Raw genomic sequence first — 15,440 nt, 5'->3', positions numbered from 1 at the left:
CCACATGTATTTTTAATAATACTGGCAACTAGTTATCAACTTTGTTAAAACTAAAGCATTCAGAAAAGTGCGCGATTGCAAATCAGAAATATGCGCAATTTGCGCACTATTAAATTGCTATGTGTAAGCTATGAATGAGAGTATTGTCATTTTTTTATGGATATTAGGTCTTTTACTTTGTGGCCTTTCGGCAATTCTACTTTTGGTATTCAAATATCCAGAAATTAGCTTTGCGAGACTGATTGAAGAAAACTCAGTAGGTAAGGTTTATGCCAATCTTAGTCAGGTCGTTCCTGAAAGGTGGGCTAAGCCAATATTTTGGTTGGGGCATATAGGTGTTGCGGTATTCCTAATAAATATCCTTTACATGTTATTTTCAATTTATATATAAACACATAACAAACCGCTTAAACCGAAGCCAAACACTCCAGTTGCCTTGTGATTCGCTTCGCTCATTTTATCACAAGGCAACCTCCGTATTTGTCTCGGGTTAGCGGGGCGTTACCAATGACAGCTGCTGGCACTTAATTGCCTTATAGCAATCAGCAATGTATCGCATTGAGTTAATAATTCATCCGTGAAGCTTGGTTCCATCGGTCATCCATGACCTCACTTCCTCAAGCTGCGAAGCGTTGCTTCGGTCTTTCGTCACCCATTAATCAAACCTGAAAATACAATTTAAATGAATAATGCGAGATAAGGAGCGAAGCGGTCGAGCAAGCCATGCACAACAGGGACGTTGCTTCATGGCGTTTATGTTCACATTTAAATTGTGTTTGAAGAATCAGTTTGATTTTGGGGCGCCGAGGGATTCCAAAGGGAGGCCGGCGTTAGCCTCCCTTTGGCTGCCGTCGCCAGCGCGACAAATACTCTTTCAAATACTAAACAATGCTTCAAATCATCACATACACCAAAAAACTAAACGCGCTCTGCCACTACCACCACTCTTCCCTCTGGTACTAAATCCAAACCATTGCGGCGCTCGCAGGTAATCAGCACTAAATACCCTTCTAATCCTAATAACCAGTTAGAATCACGGTAATCCACATGCAGTTTATTCACTACTTTAAAGTGTTGCTGCGCCTTACCTTGTGTTTGGTAACTAATTTGCTCGCCGAGCTTTAACTCTTTAACAAAGCTAAAGTGGGTGTCGTTGTGTGCAGCAAGCAATATGTTATTGCTTGGGTGATGCCAAATACCGGGGGCAAATGCGAGGTTACGGTTGCTTGCTTCATTGAGCACAATTTGTGAAATATTTCTGCTTTTTACAATGAGTTCACCAACCGGATAACCATCGGCGTAGTACCATGCTTTTTGCTTATGATTGGCATCCGCTTTATTTTCTTGCCATGCTTGCCACAGTAGAAACTGAGCAAGTTGCGCTTTGCCATACACATAGCTTGATTTAAATACTAAAACTAAACCTAGCATGGCAATACAAAGCGCCAAAAGGCGCAACAGTTTACGCCTATTTTTCATTATTCTGAGTCCTCTTTTTGTCCCCAAATAGCTAATAAAAAACCGCCAATTAGCAATAAAATACCTAACCAAAGCAAGCGGTCGTTATTGCCAGATGTTTGAGGCATTGTACTACCTTGCGGCAGCATATTTGGCGCCTCGAATGATTTATCGGCAACATCGCCAAAGTATTCTTCCACCGCGATAAAGGCAGTGTATGGCGTTAATAAGCCATGGCGAATGCCAAGCTTTGTGATTTCAGCTTTATCTTGTACTAAATCTAACGTGTTAATATGCTCTTTAGCGTAAGCGCGGGCGATGCCTTTTGCTGCAATCGCATTTTCAAGCGAAACCCGTTTTAAGAACTTACCATTTACTCCATCACCTGCGATCTGCACCGCTTGAGCCGGTTGTGCTAATTTAAAGTAAGCCACCAACGGCGATGAAAAATACAGATCAGCCGTTGGTAAGCTATCAACTAGTGGTAAGCCCATATCATTTAATACACGAATATTCTGAAGTGCCGGGTTACTCAGCTTGTCGCTTAACAGCGCAACTTCGCTCGCGATATTTTCAAGGTTATTAATAAACAAGGTTTCACCTTTGCCATGCTTAGCTAATAAGCGCATTAAATGGCTATTCGGTGCACTACCAATACCTATGGTAAACAGCTTACTATCGGCACGGCGATTTTTTACTAAGCCCTTAACCGATTCGGCATCGGCGACCGCACCATCGGTTAACAGCACCACTTGGCGTACTCGCGCTTCATCAAATTGACCGTCAAAACTGGCTGCTAGTGCATTATTAATTTCGGTGCCACCGTCAGCTTCTAGCCCTGCAACAAAACGTTTAGCCGCTTGTAGCTGTGAGTACGTTGCCGCAACAGCTTCTGGTTTAAACAATTCAACTTGATGATCAAATGCCACAATATTAAAGAGATCATCTGTACCGAGTTTTTCCAACGCTAGAATTAGTGCCTGTTTTGCTTGTTCCATTGATGTGCCAGCCATAGAACCCGAGGTATCAATTACAAACACCAATTCACGGGGTAAACTGTGCGACACAAAATCCGATTTAGGCGGCATCATCATCACTTTGTAAAATGACTCACCATTAATATTTTCATGAAACACTTGCGTGGTAATTTGCTCATTTAAAAGCGGCACAAATTTAATATCAAAGTCGCGATTTGCCACTAAGCTTTGTGGCGCAGGAATAAGTTGATACTGTGTATTTCCGGTTTGCACGACCGATAACATATGACTTGTACTACTGATGCTATCGAGTTCAAAACCTAAGTTCACATCAAAATTGATAGTAATCTTGTTGTTTACATTGAAACTGGTTAACACAGTGTTTTGCAAAAAATCGAGAGTTGGCGCCTCCTCGGCCATCAATGTGTTGGTATTTAAACTGCTTTGCGAACGCGTTTGAAAATGGCTAGTTGGGTCATTTTCATCAAGGTCAAGATTATTAAAATAGCGCGGTGCAACCACTGTCGGTAGGCGCAAGCTAAACACTTCATCTTGATAAGTTAATGGAAATTGAAAACTCAACTTAACAGCGACTTCTTGCCCAGGCTCAATATTAGCAACTTTAGTTTTAAAGACATTGGCGCTTTGATTTTTAACTAATGCGGCTTTATGACCTTGTTGCTGGGCCTTTTTATAAATCACCTCAGCTTGTTGTTTTTCTTTAATTTCACCAATAATTTTGCGGTTATCAAGCATCATTTCCATGGCAAACACCGCGCTATTTTCAGGCAATGGGAACTGGTAGCTGCCATTTAGCGTTTCTAATGCTGGGTTTTGATAGACCTGTTGTAATTCAACAAACGCCAGCATGCCTTTTACTTGAATATCAAGGTGGGTCGATTTAAGCACACTTTGTTCAACTTCTTGCCCCGCCTGATTAGTTAAAATCAGCCCTTGTGCCGACACTTTCGCGCTAAACAAAATGGCCGAGGCAAGCCAAGCTACAAAAAGAATGGCAAGGTTGATGAAAAGGCGCATATGCGCGCCTTTTCGTTTACCTTGTTGTTCTTTTTCACCTCCTGTTGTGTGTTTTAGTAACATTACTAGCCCCTCTCTAGTATTGGTTGTTAGCGGTTTGAGATTGCTCTTTAAGTCGTGCATGCACTGTTACACGGCGGTCAAATACGTTGCTTTCAAAGCTGTCTTCTGCATTTTGTTTGGCGATACTTTGGCTTTCACCAAAGCCATGAGTGCTTAAGCGGTTATGGTCAACACCTTGTTTAATTAAAAATGCGGCTACGTTGTCGGCACGTTTAGTTGATAGTGCTAAATTGTTTTCATCATCACCGCGTTGGTCAGCAAAACCGTTTAAGTCTAGGTAAATTTCTGGTTGCTGTTTCATCACTTCAGCAAGTTCAATCAATTGTTCGGCAAAGTGTGGTTCAATTTCTGAAGAACCCGAGCGGAACTGCACCGACATTGCTAGTAAGTTATCGATTCGCTGCTGCGCAATGTGCTCAAGTTGTGATTCAAGTTGCTGTTTTGAGGCAACCAGTTCTTGGTAATCTGAAGTTTTGTGTTGTAGTGCAACAATGGTTTGTTGCTGCTTTGATATTTCGGCTTGCTGCTCTTTAATATCAACTTTATCGCCTTCTATTTTGCCGATAAAAATTCCCACAATACCGCCAGCAACCGCACCAACCGGGCCGCCGATTAACGCGCCTACCGTTGCGCCAGCACCAAAGCCAATTAGCGGTTCTTTTTCAAAGTCTTGCTCTTTGGCCATTGCTGGGTTGCTAAGTGCTAATGCGATAACTGAAACTAAAAGTGCCTTTTTCATAATATTCTCCAAGAATGTTTTAATTTTTTTAAATACGTTGTTTTGTGTTGATGCTGCTGCACCGTTTGCGTTGGAGTAATTAAAACAAGCTGATCTGGCAATTTTTGGTTTGAAAAAAGGCAATGCGATGAGCAATTGTGGCAAAAAAATGGCAATTGCTCCGATTCTCTATTTTTTGCTCATTTTTTAGGTATAGTGACGGCTATCAATACGCAATTAACCGTAATCAATGAAAAAAATCGCCATCATCGAAGATCAAGACGCCATTCGTGAAAACTATATTGATATGCTAGAAAGCCAAGGCTATTTAGTGAAAGGCTATGCTGATCGCATCAGCGCACAAGGCGAGTTATTAGCAAATCTGCCAGATTTAGCGATTATTGATATTGGCCTAGGTGATGAAATAGATGGCGGCTTTATGTTGTGCCAAGCATTACGCGCAAAAAGCCAAACCTTGCCGATTATTTTTTTAACAGCCCGCGATAACGAAATCGATACGGTATCGGGTTTACGCATGGGCGCTGATGACTACCTTACAAAAGACATCAGCCTTGCCCATTTAGCCGCGCGTATTTCTGCAATTTTTCGTCGCCAGTTGGCGCTCAATACTCCCCAGCAGCAAGCACAACTTATTGAACGCGGCGAATTAGTGATAGACCCTGAGCGCATGCAAGTCACTTGGCAAGGCGTTACCATTGATTTAACTGTGACCGAATATTGGTTAGTGCACGCCCTTGCTATTCGTCCCGGTCATGTAAAACAGCGTAACGATTTGATGAATGAGGCAAAAATTTACGTTGATGACAGCACCATCACTTCACATATTAAGCGTATTCGTAAAAAATTCTTAAAAATTGATGACGCATTTGATCATATCGATACCGTGTATGGCATGGGTTACCGCTGGGAGGCAAAATAAGCCATGAGAATTGGTCTGCGCACTAAAGTTGTTGTTCTTTCAAGCTTTTTGTTATTACTGCCATGGCTTGGTCATCAGTATGTGGCTGAAATGGAAAACTTTTTACGCTTAGGGCAAGAAAAAAACTTAGTAGCCACCAGCCGCGCTTTGGCAACCGCCCTACACGACAGACCAAAACTATTCGATAACCAAGCGAGTTTTTTAGAATCGGTTGAAAAAGGCCGCGATCTTTACGCGTACAATATTGTAGGACCCATTCAACTTGACGGTAAGCTGCAAGATTGGCAACCCTACTTGCCCCTTGTTTGGCATTATGGCGACGCCTACTTAACGCAAGATAACGCAATGCATAGCAATGAAGATATCTCGTTTAAGCATATGGTCGGCAAATACAAAGACTACCTTTACGCGCAATTTAGCGTAGCCGATGACGATGTTGTTATGCGCGGTAGAAACACCATCAGCTTAGAGCGTAACGATCACTTAAAAATTGCCTTTACCAATCTCGAAGGTGAAGTTAAAACCTATTTAATTTCAACCAAACAAGCAGGTTGGGTTAACGCCTTTGACGCCGAAACAAAAATGCCGTTTACGCAAATTCAAGGTTACTTTCGTTTAACTAAGCAAGGCTACAATATTGAGCTGCGCCTGCCATTAACGCTTCTCGGTAATAAATTGGGCTTTGCAATTTTAGATAAAGACCAAGGCGAGGAAAAATTAGCAGAAATCGCCACCTCTAACCTCAACGAGCAGCAAAGCTTAGGCTCGATTTTAGTGCCCTCACCAGAAATTGAAGAAATTATTAAAGGCATGGCACGTGCCGGCAGCCGCGTATTTGTAGTCGACCAGCACCGCCGTGTTTTAGCCGATGCCGGTAATATAAAAAGCGCCGATGGCGGCTGGGGCGACACCATTAAAAAGCGCAAACCATCACGTTGGGAGCAATTTGAAGAAGAATACCTGCACCCAATTTATTACAAAATTCTCACTCGCCCTGCAACTGAGTTTACCGATATTACCCGTGATGTAGCCGCGCTTGATGGCAGCCATATCAATGCAGCACTTGATGGCCACGCAAAATCGACATGGCGCTTAACCCCCGATCAAAAAGCGGTGATCCTTTCTGCGGCCTACCCTATTTGGATTGACGACCAGGTAATGGGCGCAGTAATTGCTGAAGAAACCACAAATGGCATTCGCGAAATAAGAAACAAAGCGTTCGAAAAACTGTTTAATGTGATTTTAGCTATTATGCTCATTGGTACGTTGAGCTTATTTTTATTCGCGTCCATTATCTCAACACGTATAAGACGCTTACGCGACGCTGCAGAAAAAGCCATTGATGCACAAGGGCGTGTTACAGGCAAAATTGATAAGCAATTTTCCAGTGATGAAATTGGCGACTTGTCACGCAGCTTTGCGAGTATCGTAAATCGCCTTGGTGGCTACACTCATTATTTAGAAAATATGAGCTCGCGTTTATCGCACGAGCTACGCACGCCAGTAGCTGTGGTACGCTCGTCTCTTGAAAGCCTTGAGCTACAAAATACTCACGAACCCAGTCAAAAATATATTGCTCGCGCAAAAGAAGGGGTGGCGCGTTTAAACAAAATACTCACCACCATGAGTGAAGCAACACGCCTAGAGCACGCCATTGAAAATAGCCAAAAAGAGCAATTTAATTTAAGCGAAGTAATAAATGGCTGTATGCAAGGTTACACCCTTGCCTACCCGAATAAACACTTCAACTTAGCCCTTAGCGATGAAGCTTATGCACTGAATGGGGTGCCAGAATTTATTGCACAACTGCTCGACAAACTGATAAGCAATGCAGTCGATTTTGCTGAGAAAGAGACAAGTATTGAAGTGAACTATCACATCACGAGTGGTAAAGCGCAATTTAGTATTTTTAATGCAGGTCCGCAATTGCCGCCAGATATGGCCAATCATATATTCGACTCTATGGTATCAGTACGTGAATCAAGCAAACAAAAAGAGCCGCATTTAGGGTTAGGTTTATATATGGCGCGTTTAATTTGTGACTTCCACGGCGCAACTATTACAGCTACCAATAAAAACCAAGGCGTTGAGTTTTTAGTAACGTTTAAGGGTTAACAATAAAACCGTTAACCCGCTAATTATTAGAAATAATTTGGTTACCTTACCGATATTTTTGAAAATAACTTCTCAAGTTTTTATTGCGATTAACGATATAAAGCTATTGTATTAGTTGTGAAGTAGATATGTAATGCAAACCGATTCAAACAATAACTTAAACCTAGCGTCTTTAAATAGCGCGATTATCGTTGAACAAGAGCTTTGGCAAGCCGTATGTATTAACTGCTATGATCTTGTTGCTAAAGGTGTTGCTAGTTGTACAAACTCGCTTAACTACATCATTGAAACGGCATTAAAGCTGGCCCAACAACTTAATTTACCCGCTGTACTTTGGACAACTAACTGCGAAAATGAGCAAAAATTAGCATCGTTATTAGTTGCCATTAACGCCCAAATTAAAACACCACAACAGTTATTAAATCGATAACCCTCGACTGTGTGACCTTCACCAGCCACACTTAATTTAACGCCCGAACAAGCGGTTCGTGGCGTTAAATTCTTTTCATAACATCAATATTTTTTAGTACATAAGTTAATATGCAATTTGTCGAAATTGCGTGCTGACTATAGTGAGAAACACGCTCAAATTACCACGAGCATGCTTTGCAAATTTGTAATCTAAATCTTAGGTTATTTATTTGTTTTAACTTTGTTATTCTCAATACACACACTTAGCGTGAGAATAACAATGACAACAAAAAAACAATTGAAACATGCCCTACTAGCAGTGAGTGTCAGCTTGGCTAGCTTTACGCCATTTGCCTTTGCTGATTACACCATTCTTCACAATGCAAAAGGCTATACGCTAAAGCAAGATAAAGGCGTTCACGAATTTTCTACTTTAGTTATTAAAGACGGGAAAGTCGTCGCAACAGGCGATAAATCAATTATTTCAACTTATAGCCCTGCTGAAAAAATCGATGTAGAAGGTAAAACATTATTACCTGGCCTAATCGATGCACACGGCCACATTATTGGTCTTGGTAAAAACCAAAGTCAGCTTGATTTACGCAGTAGTAGCTCACTGAAAGATGCGCTAAAGAGCATAGAAGAATATGCAAAACAAACCGACGGCTGGGTGATTGGCCGCGGCTGGAATCAAGAAAACTGGCCTAGTAAGGTATTTCCTACATCCAAAGATCTCGATGCGATAGTGAGCGACAGACCAGTTGCACTCACTCGAGTTGATGGTCATGCCCTTTGGGTAAACTCAAAAGCACTCGAAATTGCGGGTGTTAATAAAGATACACAAGCACCTAGCGGCGGTGAAATTATTCGCTTAGATAACGGCGAACCCTCAGGGATTTTGATTGATAATGCAGAGCCACTTGTTTATCAACATATGCCAAGCGTTGATAAAAGCGAAGTAAATAAACGCCTTGATGCCGCAGGTGAACATTTGCTGAGTTTAGGTATTACCTCGGCACATGATGCAGGCATTGATAACTTAACCTACCAAGTTTATTTAGAACGCGCAGCTAACAACACCTTACCTATTCGCATTTATGCCATGTTAAGTGCAACAGATAACGAGTTAACTAAACAACTTGCTGCTGGCAAAAAATTTGATGATAAGGACATGTTGGCAATTCGTAGTATAAAAGTGTATTCGGATGGTGCGTTAGGTAGTCGCGGGGCTGCGTTACTTGAAGACTATCAAGACCGTATTGGCCATAAAGGCTTAATGTTAATGAGCAAAGATGAGTTAGAAAACGTATTTACTCAGGCTTTTAAAGCTGGGTTTAGCATTAATACGCATGCCATTGGTGATAGAGCAAATCGTGTGGTACTCGACACTTATGAAAAAGTTTACGCTAAAAGCGGCGGTAAACTACTTAGAAATCGCATGGAGCACGCGCAAATTGTTGAGCCAAGTGATATTAAACGCTTTAAACAACTCGCTATTATTCCTTCAATGCAACCAGTGCATGCCACATCTGATATGCATATGGCGGAAGATCGCCTTGGTAAAACGCGCTTAACGGGCGCTTATGCATGGCAAACATTTTTAAAGCAAGGGTCGCGCGTAGCGGCGGGTTCAGATTTTCCAGTTGAGTTAGCAAATGCGTTTCATGGTTTATACGCCGCTGTTTCACGTCAGGATAAACATGGCGCCCCAGAAGGTGGCTGGCTTGCCGAGGAGAAATTAACGCGCGAGCAAGCGTTACGTGCGTTTACTCTAGATGCAGCCTATGCAGCTCATCAAGAATTTAAAATTGGTAGTTTAGAAAAGGGTAAGTGGGCAGATTTTATAATTGTGGATACTAATTATTTTAAAGCGCCACTGAGCGATATTTACCACACCAAAGTTGAACAAACATGGCTGGCGGGTGAGTTAAAATACCAACAAAAGTAAGTACAAAGAGCGTTTAGAATTCAGAGTCTTGATACTGCGCTCTGAATTCTAAATATTGAAGCTTTTTAGCTGTCTGCTTTAGTATCAGCTGTCGGTGATTTTTTCTTTGCTAATTTAATTAAGTGATAAATATTTACGAAGGAAAGTAAGCCATTGGTAAAAGCTACCGGCCAAGCTGAAATAGCCAAACCATATAAGGTAAAACAAATACAGCCAGCTAAATTAAACCAACGTAATTTAGTGACATCTTCCATCATTAACGAAGCAACGAGCAATGCTGATGCAAAATAACCTAAATATTCCCAAACCATTGTATCGCTCCGATTCTAATTATTACCAATTTGCTGTAAGCTAAACGGTCCGATAGAATAGCTGAAGGACAATTGTCCAACAGCAAACGCTAATTACTTGTACTCAACAAGCGAGACTATATGTTCGATTACCACTTTTCAAAAACTCTAGTTGATGAGTTACTGTCGTACGCAGGCAACAGCTATACCTTAAAAAAAGGTAAGTTACTTGCCGAGCAAGGCAAACCATTAAGTAAATTAATTTTAGTACGTAGTGGTACAATTTCATTTAGTTACGACGTAGGTAACGGTAGGCGCTTATTGCTAGGACAGCTGGACTGCCACAATACTTTAGTGGGTGAAGTTGAAGCGCTTAATGACAGACCTTGTATTTATTCTATGACCTGCCAAAGTGAAGTGGCCTATAACTTAATTGAGTTAAAGTACTGGCGTGAATTATTACAAGAAAAGCCAGAATTAGCACTCTACACCGCAAAAAGCATTGCTGAAAAGTTTATTGAGAACCAACAAATAAACTTAAACAAGCTGCTGCTACCACTTAGCTTTAATATAGCGAAAGACTGCTTAGCCCGTTACCAAGATGAAACCGTGACCATGTTAAAGCCTTACCCTAAAGTAAGCGCTGAAGCAGAGCGTTTTGCCACAACAGAACGTGCATACCGCCGCGTGGTAAGTGATTTAGTAGAACAAGGCTTAGTGCAACGCACAGAGCAAGGCTTAAAGCCACTTGATGAAGATAAACTAGAAGACTTTATTGATAGTTTTGCGAGTCGTTAAACTATTCTGATAACAAAAAAGGTCGCAATTGCGACCTTTTTAAATACTATTTATTTAGCGATTACTTTTTATCAATAAATAAATGGCTAATTTCTTTTAAATCAGTTTTGCCATTTGCAATTTCATCTGGTGTTAAACCTGAAAGCTCATGTGGGAAAACTAACCACTCGTCTGAATCATGAATGTAATAGTCAGGTTCAATCGGTGTTTTGTTATTTTTTGGCTTATAGTAAGGGCAAGCCACGCGAATATCTTGTGGCAAATTTAAGCGCATCAGTTCTTTTAATTTTTCTTTTAATGCGAAAATACTGCGACCTGAATCAAATACATCATCAACAATTAATAAACTGTCAGACGCGTTAGCGTTTTCAATAATGTAATGTAAACCATGTACTTTAATATCTTTCGATTGCTTACCAATACCGTAATAAGATGATGTACGTACCGCAATGTGATCTGTGTCTACACCTTTAAAGTCATAGTATTCTTGTACAGCAATACCGATTGGTGCGCCACCACGCCAAATGCCCACAATATAGTCAGGACGAAAGCCATCATCAAAAACCTGTGCTGCGAGTTTAAATGAGTCTTGCAAAAGCTGCTCGGCGGTAATAAAAACCTTATCTGACATGATGTGCTCCTGAGATTATTGGGGTATAAAAAAGGTGTGCATAATAGCTTATATTTAACGAAATAGCTTGCTTTATATCAAAATAGCATGTCTTAAGCCTTTTAAAATATATAACAAACTGTTAGGTTAAATATTAAGCTTTCAAAAAAGAGCTTTTGAAAATATACATAAAAACGTATGGAAATATTTTTGGTAAATTTAACCAAAAATCATACTTTAGGGATGAAGCAAATAAACTGAGGTACCCAATATGTGGTGGATATTTGCTCTCATGCTGCTTGGTCTTTACGTTGCATTAACCCTTGTTAGGTTTAATGATAAAACACCAAGTGAGAAAGAGTTAAAGCGTCTAAACTTTAACAAACGTTAATAAAAAGCCTGCAACTGCAGGCTTTTTTAATGTATTATCGAAGCCGATTATGCTTTTTCAAGTAATGTGCGTGCAACAGTACGCATACCCCAAGTTGTCGCACCTGCAGCCCACTGGCTACCAGCTGAATTTTGGAAACTTGCTGCTAAGTCAATATGCACCCAGCCTTTACCGTCATTTGGCACGAAACGAGATAAGAAACCAGCGGCATTTGATGCACCGCCAAAACCACCGCCTTTCTGCGCACGGCTGTTTGCTGTATCTGCGTATGGTGATGGACAGTTAAACTGGTGGAACTTCTCAAGAGGTAATGCCCATGCAGCTTCAAACTCATCGCTAGCAAAGTTTTCAACTTCACGTACTAGCTCTTTATCTAAACCAAATAATGCATTGTATTCTTGACCTACCGCCATCAGCGCTGCACCAGTTAAGGTTGCCGCATCAATAATTAGTGGCGCGCCTGTTTCGCCAGCTGCCATTAGGCCGTCAGCAAGCACTAAGCGACCTTCCGCGTCAGTATTTACGATTTCTACTGTAGTACCATTTTTGTACGTAAGAATATCGCCTAACTTATATGCATTACCTGAGATTAGGTTCTCTGCACAACATAGGAATAATTTAACGCGCACATCTAAACCACGGCTAATTGCCAGAGCAAGACCAGAAGTAACCGTGGCCGCACCACCCATATCACACTTCATGGTTAACATGCCTTCACTTGGCTTAATTGAGTAACCACCTGAATCGAATGTAATACCTTTACCTACAAGCGCAGCTGCTATTGGTGCATTCTCATCACCTGTTGGGTTGTAATCGAGTGTAAGTAATACTGGCGGGCGCTCACTACCACGGCCTACAGCGTGAATACCAATCCACTGTTGCTCTAACAATGCATCGCCTTTAATAATGTCGTAGCTTACGTGCTCTGGCGCCATTGAACCGATAAATTCAGCCGCCTTTTCAGCAAGGCTTTCTGGATAAACATCTTCTGCAGTACCGTTAATCATCTGACGCTGCCAAATTGCTGCGCGCTTTAACGCCGCTAATTCATCAAGTGATGATTGGCTGTTTTCTGCAAATGTAACTGCATCAAGATTTTTAGCTGTCACAAAGCCTTGATAAAGCGCCCACTGACTTTCTGTACACCAAGTATCACCTTCTAAAACGATTGCTTTAATGCCCTGATTAGCAAGTGCACGACCTGCCTTTTGTACGTTTTTAAGGGTTTCTTCTTGCTGTAAATGAACGGTCGCACCGTCATTAGAAAAAGAGAGTAAGGCTTTTTCACCCCAATGCGCCGCTGCGGCATCTTGAGATAACTGAACTTTGAACAGATCTGACATATTTTTTTCTCTCGTGTGTTCACATAATTGCGTGGCCCCAGTGTACACTAGTCACATACATAGCCCAATAATTTGCGATTAAAGCCATGCAATTTCAATCAAAGCTGCAACAAGCCAAGCTTATAAAACGATACAAACGTTTTTTAGTCGATATAGAAACCAGCCAAGGAGAAATAACCATTCACTGCGCTAACACCGGGCGTATGACTGGCTGTGCCGATTCAGGCTTTACTGCGTATTATTCCACGTCTGGTAATGACAAGCGTAAATACCCTCATTCGCTTGAACTGACACAAAACCTAGCGGGAGATCTAATCTGCGTTAATACCAGCATGGCCAACCATGTGGTTGCCGAGGCGATAGCTAAGCAACAAATACCTGAACTATTAAATTACGATACCTTAAAACAAGAAGTGAAATATGGTGATGAAAACAGTCGCATTGATATCTTATTGAGTGATGCCGAAAAGCCAGCGTGTTATATCGAAGTAAAATCGGTCACCTTGTTAGAAGAAAACGGTAAAGGTTACTTTCCCGATGCAGTCACCGCTCGAGGCAGCAAACATTTGCGCGAATTAGTGACAATGAAGCAACAAGGCCATCGTGCGGTATTATTCTTTTTAATTCAACACACTGGCATTGAGTCTGTGGCACCTGCTGCTCATATTGACGCCAATTATGCAGTTGAAATTAAAAAAGCATTAGCAGCAGGGGTTGAAATTTTGTGTTATCGCACCAACATAAGCTCGGAACAAATTGTAATAGATAAAACCATTCCCTTTGTCGCACCACAGTGAATAGTTAACGAGTTCAAACGTTTTACCGCATAAATTATTGTTAATTAGGCTTGTCTAAATTTTTTAATTGGTAAAAATTAATTGCACTTAATTTTTTATTCTGCTATTTATAGCCGCCGACTTTTATTGGGACTCTATTCATAGAAGAATTAGGAGACAGTTATGCCATCACAAAATAATTTGAGTTTACTGGCTCAAGCAGGCCTAGCGCCTTATACAGAAAAACCTGGCGAAGAATACATGAGTGACGCACAACTTGCGCACTTTAAAACCATTCTTGAGACATGGCGTAACAACTTACGTGAAGAAGTAGACCGCACCATGAACCATATGCAGGATGAAGCAGCAAACTTCCCTGATCCAGTTGACCGTGCAGCACAAGAAGAAGAGTTTGCATTAGAATTACGTACCCGTGACCGCGAACGTAAGCTAATTAAAAAGATTGAGAAAACATTACAACTAATCGAAGAAGAAGATTTTGGCTATTGTGTTACTTGTGGCATCGAAATCGGTATTCGTCGCTTAGAAGCTCGTCCAACAGCTGATCAATGTATTGATTGTAAAACACTTTCTGAAATCAAAGAAAAACAATCAGGCCGTTAATTTGGCTTAAATGTTGGCAAACACATCTGATTTTGGGGCATACCGTGGCCGGTTTGCCCCCTCTCCTTCTGGGCCACTGCACTTTGGCTCTCTTGTAGCCGCGCTCGGCAGTTATCTTGACGCCAAAGCACTTAACGGTAGTTGGCTTGTTCGTATTGAAGACATCGATACGCCACGCGTAGTCAGCGGTAGCGACACTCTTATACTTAAAACGCTTGAAAACTACGGCCTATATTGGGACGAATCAGTTCGCTATCAAAGCGCTTGTTTAGCGCATTATCAAACAGTACTTGAACAACTAATCAGTAAAGACTTAGTTTATGCCTGCCAATGCACGCGTAAACAAATTAAGCAACATGGCGGGTTTTACAACAGCCATTGCCGTGACTTACAGCTTACATTTGATAGCCAAGCGCTGAGACTAAAACAAACCATACCAACCTATCAATTTAGCGATCTTTTTAAAGGCGAAATCAACGTTGAACCTGTGTTTTCAGAAGAAGACTACATTATTAAACGCCGTGATGGCTTATTTGCCTATCAACTGGTCGTAGTGTTAGACGACATCGCACAAAACATTTCTCATGTTGTGCGCGGTGCTGATTTGCTATTCCCTACCGTGCGACAAATCAGTTTATTTAAGCAGCTAGGCGCACCTGTACCACAATTTGGTCACCTTCCCTTAGCTGTAGCAGAGCCTGGATTTAAGTTATCAAAACAAAACTATGCAGCGGCGATTGATATGGATAAACCACAGCAAACGCTTGTTGCTGCACTTAAATTTCTCGGCATCAACGCCAATGAAACACTGTTAGATGCCAGTGTCGATGAAATTATTCAATGGGCAATAACGGCATGGCAACGAAAAAACGTGCCTGCCAATGATGAAATTCAGCTTATTACTAACGAAACCAGCTTTACCTTTAAGCCACTTTAAATT

At 41.3% G+C, this 15,440-nt stretch carries 15 protein-coding genes; 9 read left to right on the top strand and 6 right to left on the bottom strand.

All coding sequences use genetic code 11. From position 1 onward, the window contains the following. Positions 1 to 130: 130 nt before the first annotated feature. Positions 131 to 391: a hypothetical protein gene (locus tag AN214_RS18870; RefSeq protein WP_054981123.1), complete on the top strand. Its 261-nt coding sequence runs from the start codon at positions 131 to 133 to the stop codon at positions 389 to 391. Between the two features lie 527 nt (positions 392 to 918). On the opposite strand, the gene AN214_RS18865 is transcribed toward AN214_RS18870, so the two are convergent. The 3 genes from AN214_RS18865 to pdsO are packed head-to-tail and all read right to left on the bottom strand — an operon-like array spanning position 919 to position 4,275. Then, positions 919 to 1,479, bottom strand: a complete 561-nt coding sequence (locus AN214_RS18865; protein WP_054981122.1) for a sortase domain-bontaining protein — start codon at positions 1,477 to 1,479, stop codon at positions 919 to 921. Beyond that, a complete protein-coding gene (locus AN214_RS18860) occupies positions 1,479 to 3,536 on the bottom strand; it encodes a VIT domain-containing protein (protein ID WP_054981121.1) in 2,058 nt (685 codons plus the stop codon). The genes AN214_RS18865 and AN214_RS18860 overlap by 1 nt, the downstream gene beginning before the upstream one ends. 13 nt (positions 3,537 to 3,549) lie before the next feature. Continuing rightward, positions 3,550 to 4,275 (bottom strand): sortase-associated OmpA-like protein PdsO, encoded by a 726-nt coding sequence (gene pdsO, locus AN214_RS18855; protein WP_082428631.1) that lies wholly within the window; start codon positions 4,273 to 4,275, stop codon positions 3,550 to 3,552. Between the two features lie 229 nt (positions 4,276 to 4,504). On the opposite strand from pdsO, the gene pdsR reads away from it, so the two are divergent. From pdsR to AN214_RS18835, 4 genes are all read left to right on the top strand, one after another. Then, complete coding sequence (gene pdsR / locus AN214_RS18850; protein ID WP_054981119.1) at positions 4,505 to 5,194, top strand: proteobacterial dedicated sortase system response regulator; 690 nt, start codon at positions 4,505 to 4,507, stop codon at positions 5,192 to 5,194. A 3-nt stretch (positions 5,195 to 5,197) separates the two neighbouring features. Then, positions 5,198 to 7,309 (top strand): proteobacterial dedicated sortase system histidine kinase, encoded by a 2,112-nt coding sequence (pdsS, locus tag AN214_RS18845; RefSeq protein WP_054981118.1) that lies wholly within the window; start codon positions 5,198 to 5,200, stop codon positions 7,307 to 7,309. Between the two features lie 133 nt (positions 7,310 to 7,442). Then, a complete protein-coding gene (locus AN214_RS18840; RefSeq protein WP_010560981.1) occupies positions 7,443 to 7,739 on the top strand; it encodes a hypothetical protein in 297 nt (98 codons plus the stop codon). Between the two features lie 261 nt (positions 7,740 to 8,000). Further along, the gene (locus AN214_RS18835; protein ID WP_054981117.1) at positions 8,001 to 9,668 is read left to right on the top strand and encodes an amidohydrolase; all 1,668 of its coding nucleotides are present in this window, start codon (positions 8,001 to 8,003) and stop codon (positions 9,666 to 9,668) included. A 65-nt stretch (positions 9,669 to 9,733) separates the two neighbouring features. Here the strand turns inward: AN214_RS18835 and AN214_RS18830 are convergent, their stop codons facing one another. Beyond that, complete coding sequence (locus tag AN214_RS18830) at positions 9,734 to 9,979, bottom strand: YgjV family protein (RefSeq protein WP_054981116.1); 246 nt, start codon at positions 9,977 to 9,979, stop codon at positions 9,734 to 9,736. A 120-nt stretch (positions 9,980 to 10,099) separates the two neighbouring features. Between AN214_RS18830 and AN214_RS18825 the strand changes: the two genes are divergently transcribed. Next, positions 10,100 to 10,756: a Crp/Fnr family transcriptional regulator gene (locus AN214_RS18825; protein WP_054981115.1), complete on the top strand. Its 657-nt coding sequence runs from the start codon at positions 10,100 to 10,102 to the stop codon at positions 10,754 to 10,756. Positions 10,757 to 10,817: 61 nt separating this feature from the next. Here AN214_RS18825 and AN214_RS18820 read toward each other — a convergent pair whose 3' ends face one another. Further along, positions 10,818 to 11,387, bottom strand: coding sequence for a phosphoribosyltransferase (locus tag AN214_RS18820; protein WP_054981114.1), 570 nt, complete (start codon positions 11,385 to 11,387; stop codon positions 10,818 to 10,820). 417 nt (positions 11,388 to 11,804) lie between these two features. Continuing rightward, positions 11,805 to 13,100, bottom strand: coding sequence for an aminopeptidase PepB (gene pepB / locus AN214_RS18815; protein WP_054981113.1), 1,296 nt, complete (start codon positions 13,098 to 13,100; stop codon positions 11,805 to 11,807). Between the two features lie 86 nt (positions 13,101 to 13,186). On the opposite strand from pepB, the gene sfsA reads away from it, so the two are divergent. The 3 genes from sfsA (at position 13,187) to gluQRS (ending at position 15,437) form a co-directional block, all read left to right on the top strand. Beyond that, the gene (gene sfsA / locus AN214_RS18810) at positions 13,187 to 13,897 is read left to right on the top strand and encodes a DNA/RNA nuclease SfsA (RefSeq protein WP_054981112.1); all 711 of its coding nucleotides are present in this window, start codon (positions 13,187 to 13,189) and stop codon (positions 13,895 to 13,897) included. A 162-nt stretch (positions 13,898 to 14,059) separates the two neighbouring features. Continuing rightward, complete coding sequence (dksA, locus tag AN214_RS18805) at positions 14,060 to 14,500, top strand: RNA polymerase-binding protein DksA (protein ID WP_054981111.1); 441 nt, start codon at positions 14,060 to 14,062, stop codon at positions 14,498 to 14,500. Between the two features lie 10 nt (positions 14,501 to 14,510). Beyond that, entirely contained in the window at positions 14,511 to 15,437 is a 927-nt protein-coding gene (gluQRS, locus tag AN214_RS18800; protein WP_054981110.1) for a tRNA glutamyl-Q(34) synthetase GluQRS, read from the top strand. Positions 15,438 to 15,440: the final 3 nt, after the last annotated feature.

It is taken from the genome of Pseudoalteromonas sp. P1-9, from assembly GCF_001399975.1.
Lineage (GTDB): Bacteria > Pseudomonadota > Gammaproteobacteria > Enterobacterales > Alteromonadaceae > Pseudoalteromonas.
The sequence above is the reverse complement of the archived record's forward strand: the minus strand, read 5'-3'. Positions and strand labels throughout refer to the sequence as shown.

What these genes read in the sequence shown, in the direction of transcription:
- AN214_RS18870 (WP_054981123.1), top strand. Translation starts at nt 131, where the DNA reads ATGAATGAGAGTATTGTCATTTTTTTATGGATATTAGGTCTTTTACTT.
- AN214_RS18865 (WP_054981122.1), bottom strand. Translation starts at nt 1,479, where the DNA reads ATGAAAAATAGGCGTAAACTGTTGCGCCTTTTGGCGCTTTGTATTGCC.
- AN214_RS18860 (WP_054981121.1), bottom strand. Translation starts at nt 3,536, where the DNA reads ATGTTACTAAAACACACAACAGGAGGTGAAAAAGAACAACAAGGTAAA.
- pdsO (WP_082428631.1), bottom strand. Translation starts at nt 4,275, where the DNA reads ATGAAAAAGGCACTTTTAGTTTCAGTTATCGCATTAGCACTTAGCAAC.
- pdsR (WP_054981119.1), top strand. Translation starts at nt 4,505, where the DNA reads ATGAAAAAAATCGCCATCATCGAAGATCAAGACGCCATTCGTGAAAAC.
- pdsS (WP_054981118.1), top strand. Translation starts at nt 5,198, where the DNA reads ATGAGAATTGGTCTGCGCACTAAAGTTGTTGTTCTTTCAAGCTTTTTG.
- AN214_RS18840 (WP_010560981.1), top strand. Translation starts at nt 7,443, where the DNA reads ATGCAAACCGATTCAAACAATAACTTAAACCTAGCGTCTTTAAATAGC.
- AN214_RS18835 (WP_054981117.1), top strand. Translation starts at nt 8,001, where the DNA reads ATGACAACAAAAAAACAATTGAAACATGCCCTACTAGCAGTGAGTGTC.
- AN214_RS18830 (WP_054981116.1), bottom strand. Translation starts at nt 9,979, where the DNA reads ATGGTTTGGGAATATTTAGGTTATTTTGCATCAGCATTGCTCGTTGCT.
- AN214_RS18825 (WP_054981115.1), top strand. Translation starts at nt 10,100, where the DNA reads ATGTTCGATTACCACTTTTCAAAAACTCTAGTTGATGAGTTACTGTCG.
- AN214_RS18820 (WP_054981114.1), bottom strand. Translation starts at nt 11,387, where the DNA reads ATGTCAGATAAGGTTTTTATTACCGCCGAGCAGCTTTTGCAAGACTCA.
- pepB (WP_054981113.1), bottom strand. Translation starts at nt 13,100, where the DNA reads ATGTCAGATCTGTTCAAAGTTCAGTTATCTCAAGATGCCGCAGCGGCG.
- sfsA (WP_054981112.1), top strand. Translation starts at nt 13,187, where the DNA reads ATGCAATTTCAATCAAAGCTGCAACAAGCCAAGCTTATAAAACGATAC.
- dksA (WP_054981111.1), top strand. Translation starts at nt 14,060, where the DNA reads ATGCCATCACAAAATAATTTGAGTTTACTGGCTCAAGCAGGCCTAGCG.
- gluQRS (WP_054981110.1), top strand. Translation starts at nt 14,511, where the DNA reads ATGTTGGCAAACACATCTGATTTTGGGGCATACCGTGGCCGGTTTGCC.